This window comes from Telluria sp. AC161 (assembly GCF_979258535.1).
In genome coordinates this window covers 4,945,995-4,971,887 of the sequence record NZ_OZ409861.1, presented here as the reverse complement: position 1 = coordinate 4,971,887, position 25,893 = coordinate 4,945,995, and the positions used below count along the sequence as shown (strand labels likewise).

The following is a 25,893-nucleotide window of genomic DNA, read 5'->3' as shown; positions in this document are numbered from 1 at the left end:
GCCACATGAAGGCGGGCTTATCGACAGCGACGTGCGGTGTCGGCCTGCTTTACACCCTGATAGCGTCGTATGCAGCAGGCATCTATAACTGACTGATTATTCAGTAATATTCGTCGTCGGCATGCGACTTGCTTAATTTTGAACACCAACTAAAAAACACACTGGAGACTTTGATGACCATTCCTTGCAGCCTGCGCCGTTCCGGCACCCTACTCTTCGCCGCAGTCGCACTGGGCGGCCTGGCCCTGCCCGCGTCCGCCACGACGATCCTGTTCGTCGGCAACAGCTTCACCTATGGCGACCCGGCCGGCGCCAAACCGCCACTCGTGCAGAACTACCGTCCCGATACCGTGACCGACCTGAACGGTCTGGGCATCGGTGGCGTACCGGCGCTGTTCAAGGCCATGACGATGCAGGCCGGCCTGGATTATCAGGTGAGCCTGGAAACCGAGCCCGGCTCGGGCCTGGATTTTCACTACAACAACCGCTTCAACACGATCGTGAAGCCGTTCGACATGGTGCTGCTGCAAAGCTACAGCACGCTCGACGGCGCCAAGCCGGGCAACCCGGAAACGCTGATCCGCTATTCCGGCCTGCTGGCCAATGCGCTTCGCGAGCAGAATCCGGATGTCGACGTGCGCCTGACGTCGACCTGGTCGCGCGCCGACCTGACGTACAAGAACGCCACCAGCCCGTGGTTTGGCAAGTCGATCTACGCAATGGCGCAAGACGTGCGCGCCGGCTACGACGCCGCCGATTCGGCCTCAAGCATTATCAATGGCGTGATCCCCGTGGGCCAGGCCTGGAACCAGGCGATCGCAGGCGGCCTGGCCGATGCCAACCCGTACGACGGCATCGGCGCCGGCCAGATCAACCTGTGGGCGCCGGACTCCTACCACGGCAGCAACTATGGCTACTACCTGGAAGCGCTGACCATCTTCGGCAACGTGACCGGACTCGATCCACGCTCGCTGGGCGCCGACGATTACGTCGCCCGCGACCTCGGCATCAATGTGGCGACGGCACTGGCCCTGCAAGGCTTCGCCGCTGCGCAGCTGGAGGCAGAAGAAGTGCCGGAGCCTGGCATGCTGGCCATGTTTGCCACCGTCGGCGGCTTGCTGGTTGCCGTGCGCCGCCGTCGTGGCAATGCCAACGCACGCCACGGCGCAGCCGTATAGCACCTGATTGCGACACTGGCTGCCATGTCTGTACGAATTGCCATAACTTCTGGCCGATTTGCACGATGCGGCAGTCAGGCATGTCAATACTGCAGGTTCTGCCAAATTTCCGTTTGGAAATTACTCACACTTTCTCACTTTTCTCATCAAATTTACCGATCTCAGTTCTGCCAGTAGATACAAGAATGGCAAGAAGGCGCACGATCCGGCCGACTTTCAATAAGGAAAGATATTGAACGTCGCCAACAGTTTCTCTGAATCTATATTTTTCAGGTTAAATGGTGAAAAATCACCATACGAGACTCTGATGCCGACTCAACCCAACCTGCTGCCTGTCTACCGCCATGCCGACCGCTTGCTGATCATCGTGCTGTGGGCGATGCTGGGCTTTTCGCTGGCATTGACCGGCATGCACGACACCATGAAATGGTCGCTTTTCGTCGGCCTGCCGATCGTGGCGATCGCAAGCGGCGTCACGTTCCTGGCCAGTGGCACGCTCACGAGTCGGCTCGTCAATGCCGGCGCGGTGATGGCCATGTGCGCGCTGCACATCCATCAAGGTAATGGCCGGGAAGAACTGCACTTCGGGATCTTTGTCTCGCTGGCGATCCTGCTGTGCTACCGCGACTGGCGCGTGATTCTGTTCGCGGCAGGCCTGACCGCCGTGCACCACTTCGCCTTCAACTACCTGCAAGAGCTCGGCTACGGCGTCATTTGCCTGACGAGGCCAGGACTGGCGATCGTCTTCATCCACGCCGGCTACGTCATCGTCGAAACGATGGTGCTGTGCTACATCGCGCTGGTGCTGCAACGCGAAGCGCTGCGCTCGGCCGAACTGCGCGCCAGCGTCTCGATGCTGCAGGCCCAGCACGGGATCATCGACCTGCGCTCGCTGGCGCCGGTCACCAGCAGCAGCGGCCGCGCCCTGCGCGACGTGCTGCACACGCTGCAGACGGCGATTGGCCAGGTACGCGACACGGTCGAGACCACGCGCGGCGCCGCCAGCGACATTGCCGAAGGCAGCGCGCTGCTGTTCGAACACTCGCGCGACCAGACCGAGGCCTTTGGCCGCGCCGCCGCCTCCATCGATGAACTGGGCGACATCATCCGCGCCAATGCGGAGCACGCCCGGCAAGCCAATGCGCTTGCCACGCAGGCGTCGGGGATTGCCGTCGTTGGCGGGCGCCAGGTCAGTGCGGTCGTCGAGCGCATGGGCCTGATCGACACGTCATCGCGCCAGATCGCCGAGATCACCGCCGTCATCGACGGCATCGCGTTCCAGACCAACATCCTGGCCCTCAACGCTGCGGTGGAAGCCGCCCGTGCCGGCGAACAGGGACGCGGTTTCGCGGTCGTCGCTGCCGAAGTGCGGCAACTGGCCCAGCGCTCGGGCGCGGCCGCCCGCGAAATCAAGGACCTGATCGAGGAATCGGTGCGCCAGGTCAGCGCCGGCAGCGCGCTGGCCCAGGAAGCCGGACGCACGATGGACAACATCGTGCAAAGCGTGACCGACGTGACTGGCATGGTCGGCCGGATCAGCGCGGCTGGCGACGATCAGGCCGTGCGTGTGGAAGCGGTGGCCGACGCCATCGGCGCCATGGACAGGTCGTTGCAGCACAATACGCAGATGGTCAGCAAGACCGCCGCCGCGGCCGATTCGCTGCAGCAGCGGGCCCACGGTCTGGCGCAGATCGTGCGCATCTTCCGGCTCGACACGCCAGGCACGGCGCAGATGGGACTACCCTGAGCGCAGTACAATGACGACGTCATGCCATTCATATTGACTACCCCGGCGGCGCGTGGCGTCGCCCCCGTCGCCCTGCTGCTCTGCCTGTTGGCCTGGCCGCAGGGCGATGCGCGCGCGCAGCCAACGTGGAAGGTGACCGGCTTCGGCACCGTCGCCGCCGTCCATGCCACAGAAGACTATGGCGACTATACGGTCAACCCCAACTCGCCCGGCCAGGCGGGCTATTCCAAAGCGTGGGCGTTCGACGTGGACAGCCGCGCCGGTGCGCAGCTCGATGTCCGGTTCGACAAGCGCTGGTCGGCCGTGGTGCAGGCGACGCAGGAAAAAAGCATCGAGAATTCGTACAAGACCTACCTTACCTGGGCCAATGTGAAGTTTCAGGCCACGCCAGAGCTGTCGCTGCGCGCCGGACGCATTGCGCTGCCGCTGTTCCTGGCCGCCGACTATCGCAAGGTGGGCTACGCCCTGCCCTGGATGCGCGCCCCCGTCGAACTGTACAGCCTGATACCGATTTCCTACAGTGACGGCGTCGACGCCTCGTACCGCTGGCATACCGGGCAGGTCAAGCACGAGACCACGCTCTCGCTGGGCCATGCGGCCGCACGCCTGAACAAGGACCTCACCGGCAAGGCCCGCAACATCGTGGGCCTCACCGAGAGCGCGACCGCCGGCGCACTGACGGTGCGCTTCACGGCGGCCCAGGCACTCTTGGTGGTGCCGGGCGTGGAAGCACTGTTCGACGGCTTGCGCGCCTTCGGCCCGCCGGGCGAGGCCCTGGCAGACCGCTACGACATCGCCAAGCGCCATGTGCGCGTGTTCAGCGCCGGCTTCAACTACGATCCGGGCAACTGGTTCATCACCGGCGAGAGCGGGCGCATCAACACCGGCTCGCTCCTGGGCGACCAGACTGCCTCGTATCTGTCAGCCGGCCGGCGCTTCGGCAATGTGGCGCCCTATGTCACCTATGCGCGCCTGGTGGCCAACCTCGCCACGCAAACGGCAGGGCTGCCGCTGGACGGCTTGCCGCCCGAAGCGGCGGCAGTCGCGGGCTTCTTGAACAATGCATTGAATGACCAGCTGCGCCAGATTGGCGTGCAGGACACGGCCAGCGTCGGCGTGCGCTGGGACGTCGCGCCGAACATTGCCCTCAAGGGGCAGTTTGACCGCGTCAAGCCGCGTGGCGGCTCGATCGGCACCCTGATCAACGTTCAGCCGGGGTTCCGTTCCGGCCAGGCGTTCAACGTCATCAGCCTTGGCATGGACGTCGTTTTCTGACCATGATGAACCGTTCGCTTCCCACACTGTTGCTGGCCCTGTGCCTGGGCCCCGCCCTTGCGCTGGCGCCGGGCGCTGCCCCGGCGGCAGAACTGGCCGTGATCGTCTCGGCGCGCAGCAACATCAGCATGCTCAGTGCCGACCAGGTCGCCGAGATCTTCCTGTTCCAGACCAACCGCTTCCCGAACGGCAGTGAAGTGGTGCCGATCGACCAGGACCTCGGTTCGCCGCTGCGTGACGAGTTCTACAGCAAGGTCACGCACCGCACCCCGGCGCTCGTGAAAGCGCACTGGGCCAGACTGATCTTCACTGGCCGCGGCCAGCCACCGGCCGAGGTCGATGGCAATGCCGCCATGCGCAGAATGATTGCCGAGAACCCGGGGATGATTGGCTATGTCGAGCGCACGGCGCTGGATCCCAGCGTGCGCGCGGTGCTGATCGTGCGCTGACAGGCGTTACTGCCGGCGGACGATCAGCGGCTGTCAGCGATTTTCGGGGTCCGCACGCCGTTCCGGCGGGTCGCCCTCTTCGAAGCCGGCGACAAACACCAGCAGCACATCATTCAGGATTTTTTCCTGGCCTGCTTCGAGCAGCGCATTGGCCACCCGCGACAATTCGACCGGATCGGCCTTGCCATAACTGCCATCGATTGCCCTGCGCGTTACCTTGCCAAGTTCAAACGCCAACTCGGCGACCGCAGTATTTTCCGTCGTTCTCATATCACCCTTTTTTTAGCAAGCGCCCGCCGCATGAAGATCGTTATCGGTGGCGGGCACGGTTCGGCACATGATACCGGCGAACGGCCGTGGGGGTGCGCCCCGGTGCCGCCTCGCCTTCAGTCGAACTTGCTGAAATCCGGCTTGCGCTTCTCGAAGAATGCGGTGAATGCTTCCTTCGCTTCGGCGCCGCCCAGCATCGCGCTGAACTGTTCATTTTCAGCCGCGATGGTGTCCCGGACGTGCGCGGTGCGCGCGCGGCGCATCAGCGCCTTGGTCGTGCGGATCGAGGCTGGGGGCAGCTTGACCAGTTTCGCCGCCTGCGCCTGTGCGAACGCGAGCAGTTCTGCGGCCGGCAGCACGCGCGCGACGATGCCCATCTCCAGCGCTTCCTGGGCCAGGAATGGCTCGCCCAGCATCAGCTTTTCAGCGGCGCGCGTGTAGCCGGCCGACTGCGCGACCAGCAGCGACGAGGCAAATTCAGGACACAGGCCCAGCTGCGAGAACGGCATCGAGAATTTGGCGTTGTCGGCCGCGTAGACCAGGTCGCAATGCATCAGGAGCGTGGTGCCGATGCCGACGGCGGCGCCGGCCACGGCCGCCACCACCGGTTTGGTGCAGCCTTCCAGCGCCAGCATGAACTGGAACACCGGGCGCTCCGGCGTCATCGCACCTTCGCCGGTGTTGTTCAGGAAATCGTCGAGGTCGTTACCGGCGGTGAAAATCTCGGGCTGGCCGGTGATCAGGATGGCGCGGACCGTGGTGTCCTGCTCGGCGGCGCGCAAGGCGTCGGCCATCGTCTGGTACATCGCGCCGGTGATCGCGTTCTTGCGTTCGAGGCGGTTGAAGGTGATCGTGAGGATGCCGTCGGCGGTCGTGGTGAGGATGCTCATGGTGGTTGTCTCCCGTTGTTTCTTGGGCTGGTTGGACGCGTGGGCGGGAGACCCGCCCACCCTACATAGTCGATTGTAGGATGGCCCGGTCTCCCGCCCACGCGGTGATCGTACTGGCTTGCTTAGACGCGTTCGATAATGCCCGCAGCGCCCATACCGGCGCCGACGCACATCGTCACCATGCCGTACTTCAGGTTATTGCGACGCAGCGCGTGCACGACGGTCGCGGCGCGGATCGCGCCGGTTGCGCCCAGCGGGTGACCCAGGGCAATCGCGCCGCCCAGCGGGTTGACCTTGCTGGTATCCAGGCCCAGGTCGCGGATCACGGCCAGCGCCTGCGCGGCGAAGGCTTCGTTCAGCTCGATCCAGTCCAGCTGGTCCTGCGTGATGCCGGCGGCGGCCAGCGCTGCAGGAATCGCGAACTTCGGACCGATGCCCATGATTTCCGGCGGCACGCCGCGCACGGCGAACGACGAGAACTTGGCCAGCGGCGTCAGGTTGTGCTCGCACAGGATTTTTTCGCTGACGACGATCAGGGCGCCGGCGCCATCCGACATCTGCGACGACGTGGCGGCGGTGACCGAACCCTTGGCGGCAAACACGGGCTTAAGTTTGCCCATGCTTTCCATGCTGGCGTCGGCGCGCGGGCCTTCGTCGGTGTCAACGGTGCGGGTCTTGACGTCGATCTGGCCGGTGGCCAGGTTCGGCGTGCGGGTGATGACGTCGACCGGCGTGATCTCGTCCTTGAAGTGACCGGCCTGCTGCGCGGCGATGGCACGGCGGTGCGATTCCAGGCCGAAGGCGTCCTGGTCTTCGCGCGAGATCTTCCACTGGTTGGCGACGTTCTCGGCCGTCAGACCCATGCCGTAGGCCAGGCCCACGTTCTCGTCCTTGAACGTGTCCATATTGATCGACGGGTGGTGGCCCATCATCGGCACCATCGACATCGATTCGACACCGCCAGCGATCATCACGTCGGCTTCGCCCACGCGGATACGGTCAGCGGCCATTGCCAGTGCGGTGATGCCCGACGCGCAGTAACGGTTGACCGTCACGCCGCCCACCGTGTTCGGCAGGCCAGCCAGCACCACCGAGTTACGGGCGATGTTGAAGCCCTGCTCGGCTTCCGGGAACGAGCAGCCGATGATCGCATCGATGATCAACGCCGGATCCAGGTTCGGCACGGCTGCCATGGCGCCGCGGATCGCGTGCACCAGGAGGTCGTCCGGGCGGGTCTTGTTGAACATGCCGCGCGGCGCCTTGCCGATCGGGGTGCGGGTCGCTGCGACGATGTATGCGTCTTGAAGTTGTTTGCTCATGTCAGTGTCCTGTTCTGTCGACGCTTAGTTGCGCACTGGCTTGCCGGTCTGCATCATGCCCATGATGCGTTCCTGCGTTTTCGGATTGTTCAGCAGCGCCACGAAGGCCTTGCGCTCCAGGTCGAGGATCCACTGCTCGCTGACCACACTGCCCTGGTCGATGTCGCCGCCGGTGACGATCTCGGCGATGGTGTCGCCCAGCTGGTAGTCATAGGCCGAGATGAAGCCGCCATCGCGCATATTGACCATCTGGCCGCGGATCGTGCCCCAGCCGTAACGGCCGGTGACCGGGAACGTGCGGCGCGCCGGTGCGCGGTAGCCAGCATCGGCCATGGCGCGCGCCGTGGTTTTCGCCACGTGCAGCAGTTCGTAGGCGTTGAAGACAATCACGTCGTCTTCTTTCAGGTAACCCATGGCCTTGGCTTCCAGTGCCGACTTCGACACTTGCGCGGTGGCCGCGTTCATGAAACCGTTCTTCAGGAATTGCAGGATGTCGTTACCCTTGGCTTCGGTTGCGGCGCGCAGCGCTGCTTCCTTCAGGCCGCCGCCGGCAGGCACCAGGCCCACACCCACTTCGACCAGGCCGATGTACGACTCGATCGACGCGACACGCTTGCTGGCGTGCAGCGCCAGCTCGCAGCCGCCGCCCAGCGCCAGGCCCGCTACTGCGGCAACGACCGGCACGTTCGAGTACTTGAGCGCCATGAAGGTGTCCTGCAGCTCGCGCACAATCGGCTCCATCGCCTTCGCGCCGCCGGCCATGAAGGCCGGCAGTGCCGATTGCAGGTCGGCGCCGGCCGAGAACGCGCCGCCTTCGGCCGCGTCGGTGTTCCAGATCACGATGCCCTTGAAGCCGGCTTCGGCTTCTTTCAGTGCGCGCTGCAGACCCTTGATGACGCCATCGCCGATGACGTGCATCTTGGTCTTGAGCGAGACGACCAGGACGTCGTCGTCCGAGTGCCACAGGCGCACGGACTCGTCTTCGAACACGGTGGTGCCAGCGGTCTTTGGATCGGCGCCGCCCAGGCCCACGACCGGTGCGCGGAATTGCTGGCGCTGGTACACCGGCAGGTCCGACAGCGGCACATAGCCGCTCTTGGCCACCGAGTACGAACCTTCAGGGGTATGCACGCCCTTCTCGGCGACCGAACCCTCGAACACCCAGGCTGGCAGCGGCGCGGTCGACAGCGCCTTGCCGGCGTCGATGTCTTCCTTGACCCACTGGGCGATCTGCGTCCAGCCGGCGCCCTGCCACGTCTCGAACGGGCCGACGCTCCAGCCAAAGCCCCAGCGCATTGCGAAGTCGATGTCGCGCGCGTTGTCGGCGATCGATTCGAGGTGGAATGCGATGTAGTGGAAGGCGTCGCGGAAGATCGCCCACAGGAACTGCGCCTGCGGGTTGGTCGATTCGCGCATGGCCTTGAACTTCTTGACCGGGTCTTTCTCTTTCAGGATGCGGCCAACGATGTCGGCGGCCTTGGCGCCGCCCGTGACGTACTCGCCCGTGGCGAAGTCCAGGCGCTGGATCTCCTTGCCGACCTTCTTGTAGAAGCCGGCGCCGGATTTCTGGCCCAGCGCACCTTTTTCGATCAGCTTGGCCAGGATGTCCGGCGTCTTGTAGACGCTGAAGAACGGGTCGTCCTTCAGGTTGTCCTGCATGGTCTTGATCACATGGCCCATCGTGTCCAGGCCGACCACGTCCGCGGTGCGGAAGGTGCCCGACTTGGCACGACCGAGCTTGGCGCCGGTCAGGTCATCGACCACGTCGACCGACAGGCCGAATTTCTCGGCTTCGACGATCGTGGCCAGCATGCCGAAGATGCCGACGCGGTTGGCGATGAAGTTCGGGGTGTCTTTCGCGCGCACGACGCCCTTGCCCAGCGTCGAGGTCAGGAACGTCTCGAGCTGGTCCAGGATGTCGGGACGCGTGTCCGTGGTCGGAATCAGTTCGACCAGGTGCATGTAGCGCGGTGGGTTGAAGAAGTGCACGCCGCAGAAACGGGCCTTGAGCTCCGAGTCGAAGCCTTCGGCCAGCTTGTTGATCGACAGGCCCGACGTGTTCGATGCGAAGATCGCGTTTGGCGCGATGTGCGGCGCGACTTTCGCGTACAGGTCGTGTTTCCAGTCCATGCGCTCGGCGATGGCTTCGATGATCAGGTCGCAACCGGCCAGCACGTCGAGGTTGTCTTCGTAGTTGGCCACTTCGATCAGGGCCGCGTCATCCTTGTTGCCCAGCGGGGCTGGCGAGAGCTTTTTCAGGTTCTCGATGGCGCGCAGGACGATGCCGTTCTTTGGGCCTTCCTTGGCCGGCAGGTCGAACAGCACGACTGGCACCTTGGCGTTCACGCAGTGGGCGGCGATTTGCGCGCCCATCACGCCGGCGCCCAGCACGGCGACTTTCTTGACGATGAAATTGGACATGTATATTCCTTAATCCTTGGTTGGCACGTCGTTCCCGCGAAGGCGGGAACCTCAGTTTGCCGGCGTTACCGCTGCGCTAAACTTGGGTTCCCGCCTACGCGGGAACGACGGCGATGGTCTATCAGCGTGACGTAGTGTTAGAACAGGTCGGCGTCCAGCGCCGTCAGGTTCGCGGCGCCCGAACGTGCCTGGCGGATCAGCATCGCGGTCTCTGGATACAGACGTGCGAAGTAGAAGCGGATCGTCGCCAGCTTCGATTCATAGAAGCGGTCGCCCGAATCGAGCTTGGCCAGTGCGATCTTGGCTTGCTGCGCGAACAGGTAGCTGTAGACCAGGTGACCGGCCACGCGCAGGTAAGGCACGGCGGCGGCGCCCACTTCGTCCGGATTCTGGAACGCCTTCATGCCGATTTCCATCGTCAGCTTGGTGACCTTGTCGCCCAGCTCGCCCAGCGGCGTGACGAATTCGGACATGTTCTCGTCCAGGCCATTGTCTTCAACAAAGTTCTTGATCTTCTCGCCGAACTTGCGCAGCTTGGCGCCGTTGTCCATCAGGATCTTGCGGCCCAGGAGGTCCAGCGACTGGATGGTGTTGGTGCCTTCGTAGATCATGTTGATGCGCGCGTCGCGCACGTACTGCTCCATGCCCCATTCGGCGATGTAGCCGTGGCCGCCGTAGACCTGCATCGCTTCGGAGGTCGCGATCCAGCCGTTGTCGGTGATGAAGGCCTTGATGATTGGCGTGAGGAGGGCCACTTCGTCAGCGGCTTCCTTGCGCACGTCTTCATCGGTGTGGTTCAGTTCGCGGTCGATCTGCAGCGCGACGTACGACGAGAACGCCCGGCCGCCTTCAGCGAAGGCTTTTGCGGTCAACAGCATGCGGCGCACGTCCGGGTGCACGATGATCGGGTCGGCTGGCTTGTCCGGTGCTTTCACGCCCGACAGGCTGCGCATCTGGATGCGGTCTTTTGCATACGCCAGCGCGTTCTGGTACGCCACTTCGGTCAGGCCGAGCGACTGCATGCCCACGCCCAGACGGGCCGCGTTCATGAACACGAACATCGCCTGCAGGCCCTTGTGCGGCTGGCCGATCAGCGTGGCGCGTGCGTTGTCCAGGTTCATCTGGCAGGTCGAGTTGCCGTGGATGCCCATCTTTTCTTCGATGGCGCCGCAGGCGATGCCATTGCGCTCGCCGATCGAGCCGTCTTCGTTCGGCATGAACTTCGGCACCAGGAACAGCGAGATGCCTTTCGAGCCTTCCGGTGCATCCGGCAGACGTGCCAGCACCAGGTGGACGATGTTGTCCGAGATATCGTGTTCGCCGGCCGAGATGAAGATCTTCGAGCCGGTGATCAGGTAGGTGCCGTCGCCTTGCGGTTCGGCTTTCGAACGCAACAGGCCCAGGTCGGTGCCGCAGTGCGCTTCGGTCAGGCACATCGTACCGGTCCATTCACCCGAGACGAGCTTTGGCAGGTACAGGCGTTTCTGGTCGTCGGTGCCGTGCTCGAGCAGGCACTCGTAGGCGCCGTGCGACAGGCCCGGGTACATCGACCAGGCCTGGTTCGACGAATTGAGCATCTCGTAGAACGAGTTGTTCAGCGTGATCGGCAGGCCCTGGCCGCCGTATTCCGGATCGCATGCGAGCGCCGCCCAGCCGCCTTCGACATACTGTTTATACGCCTGCTTGAAGCCCTTTGGCGTGGTCACGCTCTTGTCGGCGGCATTGAAGGTGCAGCCTTCGCGGTCGCCCGAGTGGTTCAGCGGGAACAGCACTTCCTGGGTGAATTTTGCACCTTCTTCGAGTACCTGGTTGATGATGTCGGTATCGATTTCCTGGTATTTCGGCAGATCCTTGAATTCTTCGGTGACATTGAGGAACTCGTGCAGAACGAACTGCATATCCCGGATTGGCGCGACGTACTGACCCATGGTTTTCTCCTGAAGAGGTGTGACGATTGTTGGACGTGACAGGCGGCCTTATGCCGCCTGGTGGTCTTGCGATTGTTGGGAATTGCGGTAATTCTCGATCAGGCGTTCAAAGCCGGCCCGGGCCCGCTCGACGGCGCCCGGATTGCGCAGGAAACGCGCATCGTGGTGCAGCGCCAGGATCAGCCCGTGCATCTCGAACACCAGTTGCTCGGCATCGAAACCGGTGTGCAGATGCCGCAGCTCGATCGCCTGCTCGACGCTGCGCAGCAAGGCGCCCTGCCACGCGCGGACCATCGACACCAGCTCTTCGCGGATCGGGCCTTCGCGGTCGTCGTATTCGACGGCGCCACTGATATAGATGCACCCGGACGCGATTTCGACCGACACTCGCTTGACCCAGCGCGTGTACATCGCGACCAGGCGCGGCAGGCCGCGGGCTTCCTTGATGCTCGGGTAAAAGACCTCTTGCTCGAAGCGGTGGTGGTACAGCTTGACCACCTCGAGCTGCAGGTCTTCGCGCGAACCGAAGTGCGCGAACACGCCGGACTTGCTCATGCTCATCCGGTCGGCCAGCAGACCGATCGTCAAGCCTTCAAGGCCGTTGCGGCTGGCGAGCTCAAGCGCGACGTCGAGAATTGCCGCCCGCGTCTGCTCGCCCTTGCGCATGAATTTTGCTGAAGTACTGATAGCTTCCCCTGGTCTCGAAAAAATCCGAACGCTCGTACTATTATCTATCGGGCCTGGAATGTCAAACGGGAACTTAGAGGTGCGGTTCTATTGATGAAAAACAACCCGCGACACCCGGAGAAAGCGCCTTTTGCTGACGGCCCGGCTTGCAGGCGAGCGGCAGAAAACAGTTGTTTCATCTGCTAAAGGTACAGCATTTTCGGGGTGTCCGGTGCGTGATTTTCAAGCCCGGCGCACCTCGATGCAGCTTGACTGTTACCATTAACAATCGAGCAACATCCAGCGCAGACGAAAGGTCCACAGCATGAGCGGCAACTATCAGATTGAACAGGTCGTCGAACCGGACGACAGCGAACTGCAGCTGGCCATTCGCGCCTTCTCGCTGCAGGAAGGTGGCGCCGAGCCAGCTCAGGCAGCAACGAGCGGCGCGGATTCGATGCAGCACTTTCTGGTACTGCTCGGCCATGCGTGTGCGCGGCTGGACAGCGGCGCGACGGCGGACGACGCGGTTGCCGACCTGGTCCGGCGCGGCCTGGACCAGGGCACTGCGCAGGTCGTCGTCGACAAGGCCGTCGATGTCGTCGCGTCGAACCGGGCGCTGGAAAGCGCGCCACCGGCGCAGCATGTGCGCCCCCGATCCGGCAAGAGCATCCGGGTATTCGCCATCGTGCTGGTGGTCGTCGCGCTGGTCGTGGCCTTGCTGGTCATGCGATAACGCCTGCCACGTCTATTCGCCCGCCTGCTCCATGGCGCGGCGATCGCGCTTGGTCGGCCGCCCCTTGATTTCCAGACTTGGTTCCGGATACAGGCGCCGCGCGACCTTATCGAGTTCGCGCTTGGCGATGCTCTCGTCGGTTTCGAAATACAGCGTGCGCGCCACCGGGGCGCCGCCGCGTGCGCCGGAAATGGCGGCGACGATGATTTCCCAGCGATCCGAGCCGTTATCGATCAGCATCTTGTCGTTGATCTTGACTGTGCGCGCCGGCTTGACCGGCTCGCCGTCAATCCGCACCCGGCCCCGCTCGACTGCATCCTGGGCCAGCGAGCGCGTCTTGAAAAAGCGTGCTGCCCACAGCCATTTGTCCAGCCGGACGTTTTCTTTGTCTTTGTCCATCGTTATCCCTTATTACGCATACCCGATGGCGCACACGCGCATCACCAGTTTGTAGCCGACATACGCGCAGCCGTTGACGGCGCGGCGCAGCCAGCCGATGTCGGCAAATTCCTGCGGACAGACTTCGACCCCGTCCGCGATGCCCCGTTCGATGTGCGCGCGCATCGACGCGGCAAACACCGGATCGTCCACGACGATATTGGCTTCCTGGTTCACGAACAGCGACAGGCCGTCGCAGTTGCTCGAGCCGACCGTGGCCCAATGCTCGTCCACCACCGCCACCTTCGCATGCAGTTGTGTCTTGCGGTATTCGACCACGCGGATGCCGTCGGCCAGCAGTTTCGGATAGAACGATTGCGCCACCGCGTCCTGGATCGCGAACTCGCCCACCCCGATCAAGAGCGTGACGGCGACGCCGCGCTGCGCCGCATGCGCGAGCGCCTTGCGAAACTTGCGGCCCGGCGCGAAGTATGGCGTGGCCAGCAGCACGCTGTGGCGCGCGTGGCCCAGCGCCTGCAGGTAGGCGCGCTGGATCGTGGTGCGGTTGCGCAGGTTGTCGCGCACGACGAAGGCGGCGCGCGCGGGACTGGCGCACGAGGGCGGCGGTTGCTTGCGCATTTCGCGGAACAGTTCCAGGCGCTTGCGCAGCCGCAGGCGGCCGGTGCGGGTCCACTGGCCCTGCGCCTCGTGATGGATCTGCGCGACGATCGGCCCGCGCAGCAATGCCGTGAAATCCCAGCGCGGCGCCGGCAGGCGATGGCCGTCGGCGTGGTCGCACAGCCAGTCGTCGTTGACATTGATGCCGCCGACAAATGCGACTTCGCGGTCGATCACGGTGATCTTGCGGTGCGAGCGGGCGATGCCGCGCTTGCACAACGGATTGAAGACGCGGTACTGGGCCCCGGCAAGGGTCAGCACCTGGCCCAGCCGGGAGGTGACGCGGTGGCCGGTGCCGAACCAGTCGACCAGCACCCGCACCTTGACGCCACGTTGGGCAGCGCGCGCCAGCGCATCGCGCACGGCGTCGCCCGTGTCGTCTTCGGCAAAAATATAGGTTTCGAACAGGACTTCGTGGCGGGCAGCGTCGAGCGCGGCGATCAGCGCCGGGAAGAACGCAACGCCGCTCTCCAACAGCGTGATGTCGTTATCGTCGACGAAGGTGACGCTGCGCATGGCCTCAGGCCAGCTCGAGTTCCGCCACGATCGGTGCGTGGTCGGACAGCTTGGCCCACAGGGGACCGTGCATCACTTGCGCCGAGTTGACCTTGAAGCCGCGCACGTAGATGCGGTCCAGGCGGAACCACGGCAGCATCGCCGGGAACGTGCGCGCCGGTGCCAGGCGCGGCTTGCGCCCGGCCCAGCCGCGCACCATGTCGCCCATCGGCGAGCGCGGGCCCAGCTCGTCGAACACTTCGCACACGCCAAGGCCGGCGCGCAGCTTGTCGCTCAGCGTGTTGCGCCAGTCGTTGAAGTCGCCCGCGATGATGACCGGCTCGCCGTTCGGCGCCGACGAATTGACGGCGTCGATCAGCGACTGCGTCTGGCGCCCTCGCCCACCTTCGAACAGACCCAGGTGCACGACATAGCAGTGCACCGGACACTCGGGCGTACCCAGCACGCAGTGCAGGATGCCGCGCTGCTCGTAGGCATGGTCCGAGACATCGTGGTTGTGCGAGTTTTCGATCGGGTAGGTACTGAGCAGCGCATTGCCATGGTGACCGTGGTCGTAGACCGCGTTCATGCCATACGCCGTGTGGTGCAGGTCGGAGGCAAAATAATCGTACTGGGCGGTTTCAGGCCAGTGCCGATGGCCACGGTCTTCCTTGCCGAAGCGTGCCTGGTGCCGGTCGTGCCGGCCCTGGACTTCTTGCAGGAAGACGACATTGGCGTCGAATTCAGCGATCGCTTTCTTCAGTGCGATCACGCGGGGCGTGCTGCGCAGCGAGGAAACGCCCTTGTGAATGTTGTAGGTAGCCACACGAATTTTCATGGGAACATTCTACCCGGATCGGACTGCCGTTCTCGTGAAACGGACCCAATCGTGCGCTTGTTAAAGCGCTGGCGCGTTCGGCAGGTTGCCAGTTCTCGCACTCTTTTTAGAAACCGACAGTAACAAACTCGCTTCAGGCGATCGCGTGCGCCTGGTCGTACACTGCTTCGTGGCCCGAGACGATCATGCGGCGCGGGCGGTGTGCAGCCGCCTCATCCTTTTGCGCGCGCGGTGCCATCGGGCCACACAGGCGCAGGCCATCCATCAGGTCGATATAGATGCAATCGTCGCCGAGTGTGATTGCTTTTACTTTCTTGTCGCTATTCAGTTTGAAGTTATCCATTTTTCTCTCAGAATCATCCACTTAAAAGTTGCACATCGAAAATTCACACTGGGTGAACTATTGACCTTAGACTACTGATTTCTGACTGTCAACCGTGGAATATATGGTGCCCGTCCGATGCCCACCATATTTAATTCATCTGCAAAACGTGTCATCAAGTGTCTCGAAATGTATCTTCATAGGAGAACGCGCATTTTTCCGTGCGTATGTGAGCGCCAGCGAACAGAGCCAAATTAAAAAAAGCACTTACGTACTTTTGCTGTAAAACGTCATTTTATTGCTTCGTACAAGCAATATTCAATGATGATTTACTGCAAAACTGCTTCTTTGAAGAAATTTTATTTGCTTTTGGGATCAGAAGCGAGCTGGCGTGGCAGCTGCAGGATGGCTTCGGCATTCGAGGCCGAGAAGCAGCGATCGGCCGCCTCCAGATAGGGCAGCCAGGCGTGGGCGATGTGCTCGCGCGGACTGAGGATGATGGGGATGTCACGCGGCACGCAGACAGAAAACACGTGCTCGGTGTTCTGCATCACGCCGGGGGCGTAGCGGTGGCGCCAGAGAGGGTAGATCTCGTAGATATTGGATAACTGCCAGTCACACAGGACGATCTGCTCGCCGTCGGCCACGATGCCAGTCTCTTCGAACAGTTCACGCGCGGCCGTCTCCAGCAGCGGCTCGTCGAGCCGGTCGAGCGAGCCGGTGACCGATTGCCAGAAACCCGGCTGACCGGCGCGTTCGATCACCAGCACGTCCAGCTCGGACGTGTGGATGACGACCAGCACCGATTCAGGGATCTTGTAGGCTTGCATGACAGGATGAGCGGGGTTGGCAGCCAGGCCACCTCCCCCGCCCGCCATTACGCGACCTTTGGCTCGTTACGCAGGCGGATGTGCAGCTCTTTCAATTGCTTCTCGTCGACTTCCGACGGTGCATTGGTCAGCAAGCACTGCGCGCGCTGCGTTTTCGGGAACGCGATCACGTCGCGGATCGACTCGGAGCCCGTCATCAGCGTGATCAGGCGATCCAGGCCGAAGGCCAGGCCACCGTGCGGCGGTGCGCCGTACTGCAGCGCGTCCAGCAGGAAGCCGAACTTGAGCTGGGCTTCTTCGGCGTCGATCTTCAGCGCGCGGAACACCTTGCTCTGGACTTCTTCGCGGTGGATACGGATCGAACCGCCGCCCAGTTCCCAGCCGTTCAGGACCATGTCGTAGGCCTTGGCGATGCAGGCGCCCGGATTGGACTCGAGCATGTCTTCGTGGCCGTCTTTCGGGGCCGTGAACGGGTGGTGGGTTGCGGTCCAGCGATCGCCGTCTTCGTCGTACTCGAACATCGGGAAGTCGATGACCCACAGCGGCGACCAGACGTCGTCGAACAGGCCGGCCTTCTTGCCGAACTCCGAGTGGCCGATCTTCACGCGCAGCGCGCCCAGGGCGTCGTTGACGACCTTGGCCTTGTCGGCGCCGAAGAAGATCAGGTCGCCGTCCTGCGCGCCCGTCAGTTCCAGGATCTGCGCCAGCACCTCGTCGGACAGGTTCTTGACGATCGGCGACTGCAGGCCGTCACGGCCCTTGGCCTTCTCGTTGACCTTGATGTACGCCAGGCCACGGGCGCCATAGATCGCGACGAACTGGGTGTACGCGTCGATTTCCGAGCGTGGCATCGAGCCGCCCTGCGGCACGCGCATGCCGACCACACGGCCGTTCGGCAGGTTGGCGGCGCTGTTGAACACCTTGAACTCGACCGTCTTCATCAGCTCGGTCAGTTCGGTGAATTCGAGCTTGACGCGCATGTCCGGCTTGTCCGAACCGTACATCGCCATCGCGGTGGCGAAGTCCATCACCGGGAACGGGTTCGGCAGTTCGATGCCGGTCGTGTTCTTGAACACGACGCGCATCATTTCTTCGAACATGTCGCGGATCTCTTGTTCGGTCAGGAACGAGGTTTCGCAGTCGATCTGGGTGAATTCAGGCTGGCGGTCGGCGCGCAGATCTTCGTCGCGGAAGCACTTGGTGATCTGGTAGTAGCGGTCGAAGTTGGCGACCATCAGCAGCTGCTTGAACAGCTGCGGCGACTGCGGCAGTGCGAAGAAGTTGCCCGCGTTGACACGCGACGGTACCAGGTAATCGCGCGCGCCTTCCGGGGTCGACTTGGTCAGCATCGGGGTTTCGATGTCGATGAAGCCCAGGTTATCGAGATACTTGCGCACTTCCATCGAGACCTTGTAGCGCAGCTTCAGGTTGTGCTGCATCTGGCCGCGGCGCAGGTCGAGCACGCGGTGCGTCAGGCGGGTGGTTTCCGACAGGTTGTCGTCGTCCAGCTGGAACGGCACCGGCACCGAGGCGTTGAGCACTTCGACTTCGGTCGCGGTCACTTCGATCTTGCCCGAGGCCAGGTTGGCGTTGACGGTACCGGCCAGACGGTTGGTCACGGTGCCGACGATGCGCAGGCAATACTCATTACGCACGTGCTCGGCTGCCTTGAAGACGGCCGCGTTGTCCGGATGGCAGACCACCTGCACCAGGCCTTCGCGGTCGCGCAGGTCGATGAAGATCACCCCGCCGTGGTCGCGGCGGCGATGCACCCAGCCGCACAGGTTGACGGTTTGGCCCAGCAGTTCCTCGGTGACGAGGCCGCAGTAATTGGTACGCATGGTGGACATAGTTTTCGTTCCAGGTTGATTGATTTGTCGGCGCCGCCATCGCGGGCGGCCCAGATTCTGTGATGCGTTATTTGACTGCCGCAGGGTTGGCGGCGCCGAGCGGCACATGGCTCGGTGCGACCACGCCCATCGAGACGATGTACTTGAGCGCTGCGTCGACGGTCATGTCGAGTTCTTTCACACGGCTGCGTTCCATCATCAGGAAAAAGCCCGAGGTGGGGTTTGGCGTCGTGGGCACATACACGCTCACGAAGTCGCCCACCAGGTGGTTGGTCACGTCGCCGCCTGGCACGCCGGTCAGAAACGCGATCGTATACGAGTCGGCGTGCGGATACGGGATCAGCACCGCCTGGCGGAAGGCATTGCCGGACGACGAGAACAGCGTGTCCGACACCTGCTTGACGCTGCCATACAGCGAGCTGACGACCGGCACGCGCTTGAGCAGGCGCTCGCCCACGCGCACGATGTACTTGCCGACCAGGTTGTTGGTCAGCAGGCCCGTGACGAACACGATGGCCAGCGTCAGCACCGCGCCGATGCCCGGCACGTCCATGCCGATGAACTGGCGCGGCTGCCAGGCGGCCGGCACGAACATCAGCGACTGGTCGAGCGTGCTGATGATCAGGCTCAGGACCCAGGCCGTAATGGCCAGGGGCACCAGCACCAGCAGGCCGGTGATGAAATATTTACGCATCGGATATCCCGTTATTCTTGTTGGCGCGGCGCAGGGACGCGCCGGGCTCAGGTGCTGCTCTTGTCGCCGCCACCGCTGTTGCCACCATTGCTGCTGCCCGTAGCAGGCGCGGCAGGCGCTGGCGTGGCCGGTGCAGCTGCGGCGGCCGGTGCGGCCGCTGCGCCTGCGTCAGCGCCACCCGTGCCCGCAGCGGTACCGGTGGCAGGCGGCGTGCCGCCACGGAAATCGGTCACGTACCAGCCCGAGCCCTTGAGCTGGAAACCGGCTGCAGTCACCTGCTTCTTGAACGATGGCTTGGCGCAGGACGGGCAGACGGTCAGGACCGGGTCCGATATCTTTTGCAGTACATCTTTGGAAAAACCGCATTCTTCGCAGCGATAGGCATAAATCGGCATTCTGGTGCTCCGCAAAAATCTTCAAAACCCTGAATTATAAAGCTTTTGCCGCAGCATTTACGGCATTGCGGCGGCCCGGGCACAAGACAGCGCCGCATTCGGCAAACGGCAGCAGCATCGTGTTGTTTTTCACCACGTCAGCAGGCGAACTGTTTGCTCGTGCACAGCATCGGTGATTTAATACGGCTTCTTTACCGAATGTTGGTCGCAGGAAAGCTCTGCCACTGCGAGAACACAAGAAACAGAAGGCTGCGAGATGTTCGTATCAGCGCAGCCCATAAAAGAACACAGCTTATCAAGCCCGCTCACGCGGGCTTTTTTCTTGGGCGCGCGTCAGAGGAAGTACAGCGCCGCCAGCGCGGTGCAGGCGCCCGTCGCCAGCAAGGTCAGGAACGTCAGCATGCGATTGGTGCGGCGCTGCTCCATGACCAGCATCGCCATCATCTCGCTGTTGGCGATGTGCGGATGGTGCCCTTTCGACTCACGCTCCAGCGCCTGGTGCACGAGGCGCGGCAGTTGCGGGAAGATCTGGGCGTAACGCGGCGCCTCGGCCTTCAGGCGCTCGACCAGCCCTTGCCAACCCACCTGCTCGGCCATCCAGCGCTCCAGGTACGGCTTGGCCGTCTTCCACAAGTCCAGGTCAGGATCGAGCTGGCGGCCCAGGCCTTCGATATTGAGCAACGTCTTTTGCAGCAGCACCAGTTGTGGCTGCACTTCGACATTGAAGCGGCGCGAGGTCTGGAACAGGCGCAGCAGGATCTGGCCGAACGAGATGTCTTTAAGTGGGCGGTCGAAGATCGGCTCGCAGCAGGCCCGCACGGCCGACTCGAGTTCGTCCACGCGCGTGCTCGGCGGCGCCCAACCCGATTCGATGTGGGCTTCGGCCACGCGCTTGTAGTCGCGCTGGAAGAAGGCCAAAAAGTTCTGCGACAGGTAATCCTTGTCGAAGTCGGTCAGCGTGCCGACGATGCCGAAGTCGAGCGCGATGTAGCGGCCCAGCGTTTCCGGTGCGGTCGAGACCAGGATATTCCCGGGGTGCATGTCGGCGTGGAAAAAGCCGTCACGGAACACCTGCGTGAAGAAAATCTCCACGCCATCGCGCGACAGCTTCTTGAGGTCGACGCCGGCCGCGGCCAGACGGTCGATCTGCGACACGGGCAGGCCGTGCATGCGCTCCATGACGATCACGCTGCTCGAGCAATAGTCCCAGTACATCTCGGGCACCATCAGCAGCGTCGAATCGGCGAAGTTGCGGCGCAGCTGGCTGGCATTGGCGGCCTCGCGCATCAGGTCGAGCTCATCGTGCAGGTATTTGTCGAATTCGGCCACGACTTCGCGCGGCTTCAGGCGCCGCGCTTCGCTCCAGACCTTTTCGATCAGGTTCGCAGCCATGCGCATCAGCGCCATGTCTTCGTCGATCAGCTTCTTCATGCCCGGGCGCAGCACCTTGACGGCGACTTCCTTGCCGTTCTTGAGCGTGGCGAAGTGCACCTGGGCGATCGACGCCGAGGCGATCGGCTCGCGCTCGAAATGGGCAAACAGCTGGTCGGGATGGGTGCCGAGCGAACGCGTGATCTGCGCCACCGCCAGGTCGGAGCCGAATGGCGGCACCCGATCCTGCAGCATGGCGAGCTCATCGGCGATATCGGGCGGCACCAGATCGCGCCGGGTCGACAGTACCTGGCCGAACTTCACGAAGATCGGGCCCAGTTCTTCGAGCGCCTGGCGCAGCCGCACGGCGCGCGGCGACGTGATCGTGCGCCAGAAGAAGAACGTGTTCATCAGGCGCGCGGTGCGCGGAGCGTTGATGCTGGTGACGGCGATTTCGTCCAGGCCGTACTTGGTAAAGACGGTGAGAATGCGCAGCAGGCGCAGGAATTTCAATATCATCGACGATCCGGATTCTGGTCTGCGCTTACAGCAAAGGTGGAAGAAGGTTGGGCGGCGCTGCGCTGGGCCAGCGCCCCCTCGAGCCGCGCGATGCGCTTGGCGCTGCGCTCGACGTCGTCACGCAGGCGCACGACATCGGCGGCAAAGGCGTCGCGCTGAACTGGCCGCACCAGCACCGGCCGCTCATCGGCCAGGAATTCAGCGAGATTCTCGGCCAGGCGGCGCCCTGCTTCGCCCAGGCCACTGACGGTGCGGCGCGCGCCCTGATGCAGGCGGTAGGCGGCCACCGGTCCGACCACGCGCTCGAGGTCGTACTCGGCATCCCAGCGCAGGCCGTTGGCCAGTTGCGAAATCACGTTGGCAAATTCGGCATCGCCTTCGATCTTCACGTACGACAGCGCGCGCGTGCGGTCTTGCGCGATCAGCGGCAGGTCCGCTGGCTTGATGCGGATGGTGACGTTGGCCGGCGCTGCATCCTGGCTGGCCTCGAACAGGCCGTCAGGCGCCACCAGCACGCGCAGCTGGGCCACGCCGGCATCGATGCATGCCTGCTTGCCGACATGGCGCGCGAGCGCAGCGCGGGCCCAGGCTTCCTGGGTCAGCAGGTGATTGATCGCGGCAACGGCAGGCACGGTCAGCGCATGCTGGGGTGACAAGGTCGACAGGGATGGAAGATTCGGAAACATGGCGGGACTACCCTCAAAAAACAAAACCGCCCGGAGTGATTCGGGCGGTTTTGATCTTACCAGTTCGCCGGGCATGCACCCGGTGTTACGGAATCGGCAAACAAAATAATTCCGGTTCGCCTGCGGCGCACTTAGTTCGGCTGCTGAATGCCAGCCAGCACCCAACCGCCTGCGCCCGACAGCGGCTTGGACATGTTCCAGACCTCGACGAACGGCTCTGGCAATGCGTCTTTCGCGCTACGGATCATGGCGTTGAACTGCACGCTGGCCAGGTAATCGGTGGCCGTCTGCTCGATGCCCAGCAACTGCGCATCGACATTGACGACGTCGGTGAAATCAGCGACCGCGCCACGTTCCTGGATCTGCAGCTTGAGTTCAGCGAAGACTTCAGGCGACGTGAATTCGCGCAGATCGTTCGTGTCGCCACGATCCCAGGCTGCCTGCATGCGGATGAACGACGACTTCGCGTGACGCAGGAAGCTCTCGCTGTCGAAGTCGGCCGGCACGCCCCATTGCTGGTGCGCTGCTGGAGTAGCAGCATTGCCGAAACCCGATGCATTCAGGCCGCCGCGGTCCTTTTCCAGTGCGACGCCGCCCTGGAATGCGGTGGGCTGCGGACGCAGGCCCGAACCGATTTCAGGCGTGCCAACACCACCGGCCGCCTGCGGCTTGAAGCCACCGCTGAAACCGGCTGCAGATGGATTGGCCGGCGTGTCCTTGCGGCGGAACATGCGCACCAGGAACATGATGACGAGGCCGAACAGCGCGAACATCAGGATGCCCGCGATGATGCTGGCCATCGCGCCGCCAATACCCAGGTGCGACAGCAGCATGCCCAGACCGAGGCCCAGCAGTGCGCCGCCGAGGATGTTGCGCATCATGCTTGGCTTCTTGGCGGCCGCCGCAGCACCCGCGGCGCCCGCGCCGGCAGCAGCTGGTGCGGCCTGGTTCGGGGTCTGGCGCTGCATGCTCTGTGCGGGCGCAGGTGCCGGGGCCGGCATCTGGCGCACGGCCTGCGACTGGCGGCCGACCGAGCGCTTGCCGCCCATCGGGCGTGCGTAGGCCTCGGCCACCATCGAGAATGCGGTGACTGCGAGCAGCGTCGTGACCAGGAATTTTTTCATTGTCTCCGTCCTTTATTGGAACTTCAGTTAAAACTACAGCTTGATACCGGTGTGCAAAGCGGCCACACCCGCCGTCAGGTTGAAATACTGGACCCGCTCCAGTCCCGCGTCTTCCAGCATGCCCTTCAGAGTGTCCTGATCGGGGTGCATGCGGATCGATTCGGCCAGGTAGCGATAGCTTTCGGCATCGCCGGCAATCCGCTGGCCCAGCCATGGCAGCACCGAGAACGAATACACGTCATACGGCTTTTGCAGTGGCGCGATCACTTTCGAGAATTCGAGCACCAGCAACTTGCCGCCCGGCTTGAGCACGCGGCGCATTTCGGCCAGCGCCTGGTCCTTGTGCGTCATGTTGCGCAGGCCGAAGGCGACACTGACCCGGTCGAAGTAATTGTCCGGGAACGGCAACTTTTCGGCGTTACACAACATGGTTGGGGTGACAAGTCCTTTATTCAAGAGACGGTCACGGCCAACGCGCAGCATCGACTCGTTGATGTCGGTGAGCCAGACTTCGCCCGTCTTGCCGGCCTGTTTTGCAAAGGCCTTGGCCAGGTCGCCCGTGCCGCCGGCGATATCGAGCACCTTGAAGCCGGGCCGCACGCCCGCCTGCGCGATCGTGAACAGCTTCCAGGCGCGGTGCAGGCCGGCCGACATCAGATCGTTCATGACATCGTACTTCGCGGCGACCGAGTGGAAGACCTTGGCGACTTCCTGGACCTTCTGGTCCTCGGCGACGGTCTTGTAGCCGAAGTGGGTGGTGTTTGTCATAGTGGCATGCAGGTTGGGGGTTGCCACATTATACAAGGACGCGGCGGGAGGGCCGCGCTGCTGAGCTGACTGTCACCAGCGCGTTCAACACAGGCGCCAGCAAGGGGGATTACGCGCCTTGCGCCCGTTTGGATTCAACTTTTTACGCTTGTTGGTTACCCACAACGCATCTGCGCCACAGTGTGCGATTAAGAGAAAATCATCGCACGTGCCTCTTTTCCAAGCCGCCCACCACGACTAAGATCATTAGCAACAGACAAACTCTATTTTCAAATTGTTATGCGAAAAATCAAACTTTTAATTCAATATCGCATTTCTCCTTAGACTTTTATCAATAGTTGTGCGCCATGCGCACCGCATTTTTGGTTTAATTAACACGATCTTCCAGCCGGCAAGCGCCGGTCGTTGCGCCCATCGACGTTGCATGGTTCCCATGGTGTGCCGGGATGCATCACAGCGTAGCGGGTGCCAACCAGTTTGATGAGGATACCGGTGCCTATAAAACGTCTGATTTGCATTACACGTGAAGGCAGTGCGCACGCCCGCGCCTGCCATGGCGCCCTGCCCGGCTGGGACGTCTGCGTCGTCGAGCATCTGGCTGCGGCGCGCAAGGTCTTGTCCCAGCAACACTACGGCGTGGGCCTGCTGCTCGACAGCAGCGACAGCGCAGACGATGCCGAGCTCGAACGTTTCCTGCACCAGCACCACCATGTGCGCTGGGTCGGCGTGTTCGACGCGCACCGCCTCGTCCAGCCGGCCCTGCGCGAACTGATCGCGGCGCATCTGGTCGACTTTCATACGCTGCCGGTTGATACCCTGCGGCTGCAGCACTCGCTGGGCCACGCCCACGGCATGGCGAGCATGGCGAGCATGGCCACGCGGCCGGCGCTGCACGACGGCGCACTGCGCGTGAGCCACATCGACGGCGCCTCGGCCGCGATCGCCCGCCTGCGCTCGCACATCGACAAGATCGCCGCCGTCGACGCGCCGGTTCTGATCTGCGGCGAAAGCGGCAGCGGCAAGGAGCTGGCAGCGCAGGAAATCCACCTGCGTTCACCGCGCGCCACCGGGCCGTTCATCGCCATCAATTGCGCAGCCATGGCGCCGGCGCTGATCCACTCGGAACTGTTCGGTCACGAACGGGGCGCCTTCACCGGCGCCATGCGCGACAAGCAGGGCCTGCTCGAAGCGGCATCGGGCGGCAGCATTTTCCTCGACGAGATCGGTGACCTGCCGCTGGATCTGCAGGCAAGCCTGCTGCGTTTCCTGCAAGAGCGCGTGATCTATCGGGTCGGCGGCACGCGCACCATCGCGGTCGATGCGCGCGTGATCACCGCCACCCACGTCGACCTGCCCCAGGCCGTGGCCGACGGCCGCTTCCGCGAAGACTTGTACTACCGCCTCAGCGTGTTTCCCATCCGCGTACCGGCGCTGCGGGAGCGCAAGGAAGACTTGCCGCTGCTGACCGATCTCATCTTCAACAAGTTCGCCAGCGAACGCAGTCCGCAACTCAAGGGCGTGAGCCGCGAAGCCTTGCAGGCCATGGCGCGCTACGACTGGCCCGGCAATGTCCGCGAGCTGATCAACCGCTTGCGCCGCGCCATGGTCCTGGCCGAGCATCGCCTCGTGATGCCGGAAGACCTCGATTTGCCGGGTGTCGGGCCCATCTGCCCGAACGGCGTTGGCCTGGGTACATCGCGCCTGAGCGCTGAACGCGTGGCCATCGGCGAAAGCCTGGCCCGCAGCGGCAACAACATCAGCCGGGCAGCGCGCGAACTGGGTGTATCGCGCATGACGCTGTATCGCCTGATGGCCAAGCACGAGATTTCGGTGTAGGCGCCATTCCTGGCCCGGCGTCGGCCAGGTCCTACCGCGTTTGTCCTTGAATTCACAGGGTTTTATGCAGCGTGCTTGCCGAGAGGCAGCACGCTGAAGTGCCTTGCTCACTCTGTCAACCCCGTCTGGCGGTTGCAATTTGATACAGTTTCCTGATCAATTCTGCAACTGTGTCACAAGACAGAGACACTTGTCGTTTCAGCTATTGGTGTGCTTCATCGTTCTGCGAT

General features: G+C 63.1%; 24 protein-coding genes. 6 read left to right on the top strand and 18 right to left on the bottom strand.

Annotated elements, in window-relative coordinates:
* Nucleotides 1-173 precede the first annotated feature (173 nt).
* The 4 genes from ACZ0AJ_RS22135 (at nt 174) to ACZ0AJ_RS22120 (ending at nt 4,649) form a co-directional block, all read left to right on the top strand.
* Nucleotides 174-1,178 carry a PEP-CTERM sorting domain-containing protein gene (locus ACZ0AJ_RS22135; protein ID WP_499456518.1) on the top strand — a complete coding sequence of 335 codons (1,005 nt, stop codon included), beginning with the start codon at nt 174-176 and terminating at the stop codon, nt 1,176-1,178.
* Between the two features lie 307 nt (nt 1,179-1,485).
* Nucleotides 1,486-2,925, top strand: coding sequence for a methyl-accepting chemotaxis protein (locus ACZ0AJ_RS22130; protein WP_499456517.1), 1,440 nt, complete (start codon nt 1,486-1,488; stop codon nt 2,923-2,925).
* 21 nt (nt 2,926-2,946) lie between these two features.
* Nucleotides 2,947-4,200 (top strand): hypothetical protein, encoded by a 1,254-nt coding sequence (locus tag ACZ0AJ_RS22125; protein ID WP_499456516.1) that lies wholly within the window; start codon nt 2,947-2,949, stop codon nt 4,198-4,200.
* Between the two features lie 2 nt (nt 4,201-4,202).
* Nucleotides 4,203-4,649, top strand: a complete 447-nt coding sequence (locus ACZ0AJ_RS22120; RefSeq protein ID WP_499456515.1) for a type 2 periplasmic-binding domain-containing protein — start codon at nt 4,203-4,205, stop codon at nt 4,647-4,649.
* Between the two features lie 33 nt (nt 4,650-4,682).
* Here ACZ0AJ_RS22120 and ACZ0AJ_RS22115 read toward each other — a convergent pair whose 3' ends face one another.
* From ACZ0AJ_RS22115 to ACZ0AJ_RS22090, 6 genes are all read right to left on the bottom strand, one after another.
* Nucleotides 4,683-4,919, bottom strand: coding sequence for a hypothetical protein (locus tag ACZ0AJ_RS22115; protein ID WP_183554058.1), 237 nt, complete (start codon nt 4,917-4,919; stop codon nt 4,683-4,685).
* Nucleotides 4,920-5,035: 116 nt separating this feature from the next.
* On the bottom strand, nt 5,036-5,809 hold the full coding sequence (locus ACZ0AJ_RS22110; RefSeq protein ID WP_499456514.1) for an enoyl-CoA hydratase: 774 nt from the start codon (nt 5,807-5,809) through the stop codon (nt 5,036-5,038).
* A 122-nt stretch (nt 5,810-5,931) separates the two neighbouring features.
* Nucleotides 5,932-7,128, bottom strand: coding sequence for an acetyl-CoA C-acyltransferase (locus ACZ0AJ_RS22105; protein ID WP_499456513.1), 1,197 nt, complete (start codon nt 7,126-7,128; stop codon nt 5,932-5,934).
* A gap of 24 nt (nt 7,129-7,152) precedes the next feature.
* Entirely contained in the window at nt 7,153-9,549 is a 2,397-nt protein-coding gene (locus tag ACZ0AJ_RS22100; RefSeq protein WP_499456512.1) for a 3-hydroxyacyl-CoA dehydrogenase/enoyl-CoA hydratase family protein, read from the bottom strand.
* A 137-nt stretch (nt 9,550-9,686) separates the two neighbouring features.
* On the bottom strand, nt 9,687-11,477 hold the full coding sequence (locus tag ACZ0AJ_RS22095) for an acyl-CoA dehydrogenase C-terminal domain-containing protein (protein WP_499456511.1): 1,791 nt from the start codon (nt 11,475-11,477) through the stop codon (nt 9,687-9,689).
* A 48-nt stretch (nt 11,478-11,525) separates the two neighbouring features.
* Nucleotides 11,526-12,143 carry a TetR/AcrR family transcriptional regulator gene (locus ACZ0AJ_RS22090; RefSeq protein ID WP_499456510.1) on the bottom strand — a complete coding sequence of 206 codons (618 nt, stop codon included), beginning with the start codon at nt 12,141-12,143 and terminating at the stop codon, nt 11,526-11,528.
* 325 nt (nt 12,144-12,468) lie between these two features.
* Between ACZ0AJ_RS22090 and ACZ0AJ_RS22085 the strand changes: the two genes are divergently transcribed.
* Entirely contained in the window at nt 12,469-12,879 is a 411-nt protein-coding gene (locus ACZ0AJ_RS22085) for a hypothetical protein (protein WP_499456509.1), read from the top strand.
* Nucleotides 12,880-12,891: 12 nt separating this feature from the next.
* Here ACZ0AJ_RS22085 and ACZ0AJ_RS22080 read toward each other — a convergent pair whose 3' ends face one another.
* The 12 genes from ACZ0AJ_RS22080 to ubiE form a co-directional block, all read right to left on the bottom strand.
* Nucleotides 12,892-13,278 (bottom strand): RNA-binding S4 domain-containing protein, encoded by a 387-nt coding sequence (locus ACZ0AJ_RS22080; protein ID WP_183554073.1) that lies wholly within the window; start codon nt 13,276-13,278, stop codon nt 12,892-12,894.
* A 12-nt stretch (nt 13,279-13,290) separates the two neighbouring features.
* Nucleotides 13,291-14,451, bottom strand: coding sequence for a cardiolipin synthase ClsB (gene clsB, locus ACZ0AJ_RS22075; RefSeq protein WP_499456508.1), 1,161 nt, complete (start codon nt 14,449-14,451; stop codon nt 13,291-13,293).
* 4 nt (nt 14,452-14,455) lie between these two features.
* Nucleotides 14,456-15,268: an endonuclease/exonuclease/phosphatase family protein gene (locus ACZ0AJ_RS22070; RefSeq protein WP_499456507.1), complete on the bottom strand. Its 813-nt coding sequence runs from the start codon at nt 15,266-15,268 to the stop codon at nt 14,456-14,458.
* A 133-nt stretch (nt 15,269-15,401) separates the two neighbouring features.
* Nucleotides 15,402-15,611: a hypothetical protein gene (locus ACZ0AJ_RS22065; RefSeq protein WP_183554079.1), complete on the bottom strand. Its 210-nt coding sequence runs from the start codon at nt 15,609-15,611 to the stop codon at nt 15,402-15,404.
* 338 nt (nt 15,612-15,949) lie between these two features.
* A complete protein-coding gene (gene nudB / locus ACZ0AJ_RS22060; RefSeq protein ID WP_499456506.1) occupies nt 15,950-16,420 on the bottom strand; it encodes a dihydroneopterin triphosphate diphosphatase in 471 nt (156 codons plus the stop codon).
* A gap of 47 nt (nt 16,421-16,467) precedes the next feature.
* A complete protein-coding gene (gene aspS, locus ACZ0AJ_RS22055; RefSeq protein ID WP_499456505.1) occupies nt 16,468-18,270 on the bottom strand; it encodes an aspartate--tRNA ligase in 1,803 nt (600 codons plus the stop codon).
* A 67-nt stretch (nt 18,271-18,337) separates the two neighbouring features.
* Nucleotides 18,338-18,964 (bottom strand): DUF502 domain-containing protein, encoded by a 627-nt coding sequence (locus ACZ0AJ_RS22050; protein WP_183554081.1) that lies wholly within the window; start codon nt 18,962-18,964, stop codon nt 18,338-18,340.
* 47 nt (nt 18,965-19,011) lie between these two features.
* Entirely contained in the window at nt 19,012-19,359 is a 348-nt protein-coding gene (locus ACZ0AJ_RS22045) for an FmdB family zinc ribbon protein (RefSeq protein ID WP_499456504.1), read from the bottom strand.
* A 333-nt stretch (nt 19,360-19,692) separates the two neighbouring features.
* Entirely contained in the window at nt 19,693-21,249 is a 1,557-nt protein-coding gene (ubiB, locus tag ACZ0AJ_RS22040; protein WP_499456503.1) for a ubiquinone biosynthesis regulatory protein kinase UbiB, read from the bottom strand.
* Complete coding sequence (locus ACZ0AJ_RS22035) at nt 21,246-21,935, bottom strand: ubiquinone biosynthesis accessory factor UbiJ (protein WP_499456502.1); 690 nt, start codon at nt 21,933-21,935, stop codon at nt 21,246-21,248. The genes ubiB and ACZ0AJ_RS22035 overlap by 4 nt, the downstream gene beginning before the upstream one ends.
* A gap of 131 nt (nt 21,936-22,066) precedes the next feature.
* Nucleotides 22,067-23,059: a Tim44 domain-containing protein gene (locus ACZ0AJ_RS22030; RefSeq protein ID WP_499456501.1), complete on the bottom strand. Its 993-nt coding sequence runs from the start codon at nt 23,057-23,059 to the stop codon at nt 22,067-22,069.
* 33 nt (nt 23,060-23,092) lie between these two features.
* A complete protein-coding gene (gene ubiE / locus ACZ0AJ_RS22025; RefSeq protein ID WP_183554091.1) occupies nt 23,093-23,827 on the bottom strand; it encodes a bifunctional demethylmenaquinone methyltransferase/2-methoxy-6-polyprenyl-1,4-benzoquinol methylase UbiE in 735 nt (244 codons plus the stop codon).
* 492 nt (nt 23,828-24,319) lie between these two features.
* Here ubiE and ACZ0AJ_RS22020 point away from each other — a divergent pair, with 492 nt between their 5' ends.
* Nucleotides 24,320-25,663 (top strand): sigma-54 dependent transcriptional regulator, encoded by a 1,344-nt coding sequence (locus ACZ0AJ_RS22020; RefSeq protein ID WP_499456500.1) that lies wholly within the window; start codon nt 24,320-24,322, stop codon nt 25,661-25,663.
* Nucleotides 25,664-25,893 lie beyond the last annotated feature (230 nt).

What these genes read in the sequence shown, in the direction of transcription:
- ACZ0AJ_RS22135 (WP_499456518.1), top strand. Translation starts at nt 174, where the DNA reads ATGACCATTCCTTGCAGCCTGCGCCGTTCCGGCACCCTACTCTTCGCC.
- ACZ0AJ_RS22100 (WP_499456512.1), bottom strand. Translation starts at nt 9,549, where the DNA reads ATGTCCAATTTCATCGTCAAGAAAGTCGCCGTGCTGGGCGCCGGCGTG.
- ACZ0AJ_RS22065 (WP_183554079.1), bottom strand. Translation starts at nt 15,611, where the DNA reads ATGGATAACTTCAAACTGAATAGCGACAAGAAAGTAAAAGCAATCACA.
- ACZ0AJ_RS22115 (WP_183554058.1), bottom strand. Translation starts at nt 4,919, where the DNA reads ATGAGAACGACGGAAAATACTGCGGTCGCCGAGTTGGCGTTTGAACTT.
- ACZ0AJ_RS22035 (WP_499456502.1), bottom strand. Translation starts at nt 21,935, where the DNA reads ATGTTTCCGAATCTTCCATCCCTGTCGACCTTGTCACCCCAGCATGCG.
- nudB (WP_499456506.1), bottom strand. Translation starts at nt 16,420, where the DNA reads ATGCAAGCCTACAAGATCCCTGAATCGGTGCTGGTCGTCATCCACACG.
- ACZ0AJ_RS22105 (WP_499456513.1), bottom strand. Translation starts at nt 7,128, where the DNA reads ATGAGCAAACAACTTCAAGACGCATACATCGTCGCAGCGACCCGCACC.
- ubiE (WP_183554091.1), bottom strand. Translation starts at nt 23,827, where the DNA reads ATGACAAACACCACCCACTTCGGCTACAAGACCGTCGCCGAGGACCAG.
- ACZ0AJ_RS22070 (WP_499456507.1), bottom strand. Translation starts at nt 15,268, where the DNA reads ATGAAAATTCGTGTGGCTACCTACAACATTCACAAGGGCGTTTCCTCG.
- ACZ0AJ_RS22045 (WP_499456504.1), bottom strand. Translation starts at nt 19,359, where the DNA reads ATGCCGATTTATGCCTATCGCTGCGAAGAATGCGGTTTTTCCAAAGAT.
- ACZ0AJ_RS22050 (WP_183554081.1), bottom strand. Translation starts at nt 18,964, where the DNA reads ATGCGTAAATATTTCATCACCGGCCTGCTGGTGCTGGTGCCCCTGGCC.
- ACZ0AJ_RS22120 (WP_499456515.1), top strand. Translation starts at nt 4,203, where the DNA reads ATGATGAACCGTTCGCTTCCCACACTGTTGCTGGCCCTGTGCCTGGGC.
- ACZ0AJ_RS22130 (WP_499456517.1), top strand. Translation starts at nt 1,486, where the DNA reads ATGCCGACTCAACCCAACCTGCTGCCTGTCTACCGCCATGCCGACCGC.
- ACZ0AJ_RS22110 (WP_499456514.1), bottom strand. Translation starts at nt 5,809, where the DNA reads ATGAGCATCCTCACCACGACCGCCGACGGCATCCTCACGATCACCTTC.
- ACZ0AJ_RS22125 (WP_499456516.1), top strand. Translation starts at nt 2,947, where the DNA reads ATGCCATTCATATTGACTACCCCGGCGGCGCGTGGCGTCGCCCCCGTC.
- aspS (WP_499456505.1), bottom strand. Translation starts at nt 18,270, where the DNA reads ATGTCCACCATGCGTACCAATTACTGCGGCCTCGTCACCGAGGAACTG.
- ACZ0AJ_RS22095 (WP_499456511.1), bottom strand. Translation starts at nt 11,477, where the DNA reads ATGGGTCAGTACGTCGCGCCAATCCGGGATATGCAGTTCGTTCTGCAC.
- ACZ0AJ_RS22080 (WP_183554073.1), bottom strand. Translation starts at nt 13,278, where the DNA reads ATGGACAAAGACAAAGAAAACGTCCGGCTGGACAAATGGCTGTGGGCA.
- ACZ0AJ_RS22090 (WP_499456510.1), bottom strand. Translation starts at nt 12,143, where the DNA reads ATGCGCAAGGGCGAGCAGACGCGGGCGGCAATTCTCGACGTCGCGCTT.
- ubiB (WP_499456503.1), bottom strand. Translation starts at nt 21,249, where the DNA reads ATGATATTGAAATTCCTGCGCCTGCTGCGCATTCTCACCGTCTTTACC.
- clsB (WP_499456508.1), bottom strand. Translation starts at nt 14,451, where the DNA reads ATGCGCAGCGTCACCTTCGTCGACGATAACGACATCACGCTGTTGGAG.
- ACZ0AJ_RS22085 (WP_499456509.1), top strand. Translation starts at nt 12,469, where the DNA reads ATGAGCGGCAACTATCAGATTGAACAGGTCGTCGAACCGGACGACAGC.
- ACZ0AJ_RS22030 (WP_499456501.1), bottom strand. Translation starts at nt 23,059, where the DNA reads ATGAAAAAATTCCTGGTCACGACGCTGCTCGCAGTCACCGCATTCTCG.